The following is a 2,981-nucleotide window of genomic DNA, read 5'->3' on the forward strand; positions in this document are numbered from 1 at the left end:
GGCCAAGCGGCTCGAGCTGGCGCAGCACGAATGGGCCCGCTTCAAGGCCAACGACTCGCTCGAATGCCGCAACTGCCACAACTACGAATCGATGGATTTCACGCGGCAGAGCGTGCGTGCGCAGAACATGCACACCACCTACCTCGCCAGCCGCGAGAAGACCTGCATCGATTGCCACAAGGGCATCGCGCACAAGCTGCCGCACATCCCGCCCGGCGAGGCGCCGACCGACACGCCGGGGCAGGTGCTGCCGGCGGACACGCCGCTCGCACCGGTGTCCGAGGTCGGTACGGCGGCCAGCGCGGCCCATCGGTAACCGGCTGAAAACGGCGTAGGAGCGCACCTACGCGGAGTCGCGCCGATCCGCCTTGCTGCCCCTCGGGACCGGCTCCTACAGTCGGTCCATGTGAGCGCCGTCCGCGCGCACCGAGGGAGAGGCCATGAAGAAATCGTTGCGCCTGCTGGCGTCGTTCGCGCTCGGTTGCGGCCTGGCAGCAACCGTTCCCGCGCAGGCCACCGAGTACACGCTGTTCGACCTCGGCTCGCTGACGCCCGGCCAGCAGATGTGGGCCACCGGCATCAACGACCTCGRCCAGGTCGTCGGTTATTCGTATGGCGACGGTCGCAGCGGCTGGTCGTCCTCCAACCAGTACAGTGCCTTCGTGACCGGCGCGAACGGCAGCGGGCTCACCGGCCTCGGCACGCTCGGCGGCAGCTGGAGCCGCGCGCTCGCGATCAACAACGCCGGCCAGGTGGTCGGCGATGCGCAGACGGCGGCCGGCAACTACCGCGCCTTCATCGGTGCCGCGGGCAGCCCGGTCACCGAGCTCGGCACGCTCGCCGGCAGCCCCAACAGCCCGGCGACCGCGATCAATGCGAGCGGCCGGGTCGTCGGCACCACGTCAGCCACCGACCCGAACAACCCCAACATCCAGGTCGACCAGCGCGGCTTCATCACCGGCGCCAACGGCAGCAACCTGCAAGACCTGGGCAGCCTGAACGGCAACGGGCTGCTCGCCCGCGGCATCAACGCGAGCGGCCAGGTCGCCGGCGTCGTCGCGAGCGGCTCCTACTACAACGGCGCCTTCGTCACCGGCCCGAACGCCGCGTCACCCGGACCGGTCTTCGCCGACACCAACGCCGTCAACGCGATCAACAGCCACGGCCAGGTGGCCGGCATGTACTGGACCGACCAGGGTTCGGTCGATGCCTTCATCGGCACACCCGGCGGCACGCAGACGAAACTCGATTTCCACGGCGCCCAGGGCTACGAGTACGGCAACCTCGGCGGCTTCGGCCAGTACGGCCCGATCTCCAGCAGCCAGGCGCTCGCGCTGAACGACAGCGGCCAGGTGGCCGGCGTGTTCGGCAACGGCCGGGTCGCCGACTACTTCGCCTTCATCAGCGGCGCCAACGGCCAGGGTGTCGTCACCCTCGACAGCCTGTTCACGCTCGGCGACGGCGACCACTTCGTCTACGCGACCGGCGTCAACAACGCCGGCCAGTTCATCGCCAACACCGCGATGGGCCATGCGTATCTCATCTCGCCGATCCCCGAGCCGGTCACGCTCGCGCTGTGGACCGGCGGGTTGCTGCTGGTCGGCTGGCGTGGCCGCAGATCCTCGAACCTCAGGGAGACCTCATGAAGACACCCACCCTCCTTGCCTCGCTGGCACTGGCCGCCAGCCTGGCCTGCACGGCGCCGGCCCGGGCGCAGACCACGCAGTACCAGCTGTTCGACATCGGCCAGCTGGGCACCGGTGACCTGATGTACGCGACCGGCATCAACAACAGCGGCCAGGTCAGCGGGTATGCCTACACGAACGGCTTCAACGGCTGGTCGTCGGTCGGCGACTACCGCGGCTTCTTCAGCGGCGCGAACGGCGCCGGCCTGACGGGCGTCGGCAGCTTCGGCGGCACCTGGAGCAAGGCGTACGGCATCAACGACGCCGGCCAGGTGGTCGGCGCGGCGCAGACGGCCGGCGGCAGCTTCCACGCCTTCCTGCGCAACGGCAACAGCGCGGCCTTGCAGGACCTCGGGACGCTGGGCGCCAGCAACAGCATGGCCACCGCGATCAACGCCGGCGGCCAGGTGATCGGCATGGTGGGAGGCGACCGCAACCTGCCCGGCTACCCGGACGTGCTGGATCCCCAGCAAGGCTTCATCACCGATGCCAACGGCCAGTCGATGCGCGCGCTCGGCAGCCTGAACGGCCAGCCGCTGTTCGGCAACGGCCTCAACGACGCTGGCCGCGTGGTCGGCCACATCGGCTACAGCGAGCTGAACCAGGCCGGCACCTTCGTGACCGGGCCGAACGGCAGCGCGCCGGTGGCGCTGCCCGCGGCGGTGCACTACCAGGAGAGCTCGATCAACAACCACGGCCAGATCGCCGGCACCTACATCGGGCCGCAGGAGTACGTCGGCCGCAACGCCTACATCGGCAACGATTCCGGCACCGTGAAGCCGCTCGATTTCTCGAATGTCGCGAACTACGACCCGGGCTACCTCGGCGGATCGGGCCAGTACGGCCCGGCCTCGTTCAGCGAGACCACCGGCATCAACGAGTTCGGGCAGGTGGCGGGGATCATCCACAACCACCGCTACGGGCGCGACTTCGCGTTCATCACCGGCGCCAACGGCCAGGGCGTGATCGACATCAACAGCCTGTTCACGCTGGCCGACGGCGACTGGTTCCGCAACGTGACCGGCATCAACGACCAGGGGCAGTTCGTCGTCAACAGCGGCTATGGCCACGCCTACCTGATCTCGCCGATCCCCGAGCCGGCCACGCTCGCGCTGTGGGGCGCCGGCCTGCTGTTGATCGGCGGTGCGGTCAAGGGATCAAGAGGCCGCTCCACTGCCACAACGCGAAGCCTGCCAGCAGCACTGCCGATGCCCTGTTGATCGCACGCCGCCACGCCGGCCGGAAGGCGTGGCGCATGCGGCCCACGGCGATCGACAGCGCGAGCCACCACAGCGC

Annotated in this window: 3 protein-coding genes; all 3 read left to right on the forward strand. The window is 69.2% G+C overall.

The window, feature by feature from the left end; genetic code table 11:
• The coding region (locus tag AC1D12_RS29680; RefSeq protein WP_477844787.1) for a NapC/NirT family cytochrome c at positions 1-316 on the forward strand (316 nt) is incomplete at its 5' end.
• Between the two features lie 124 nt (positions 317-440).
• Positions 441-1,646 carry a hypothetical protein gene (locus AC1D12_RS29685; protein ID WP_477844789.1) on the forward strand — a complete coding sequence of 402 codons (1,206 nt, stop codon included), beginning with the start codon at positions 441-443 and terminating at the stop codon, positions 1,644-1,646.
• A complete protein-coding gene (locus AC1D12_RS29690) occupies positions 1,643-2,905 on the forward strand; it encodes a hypothetical protein (RefSeq protein WP_477844791.1) in 1,263 nt (420 codons plus the stop codon). The genes AC1D12_RS29685 and AC1D12_RS29690 overlap by 4 nt, the downstream gene beginning before the upstream one ends.
• The last annotated feature ends 76 nt before the right edge of the window (positions 2,906-2,981 follow it).

This window comes from Rhizobacter sp. P1_G5 (assembly GCF_056405435.1).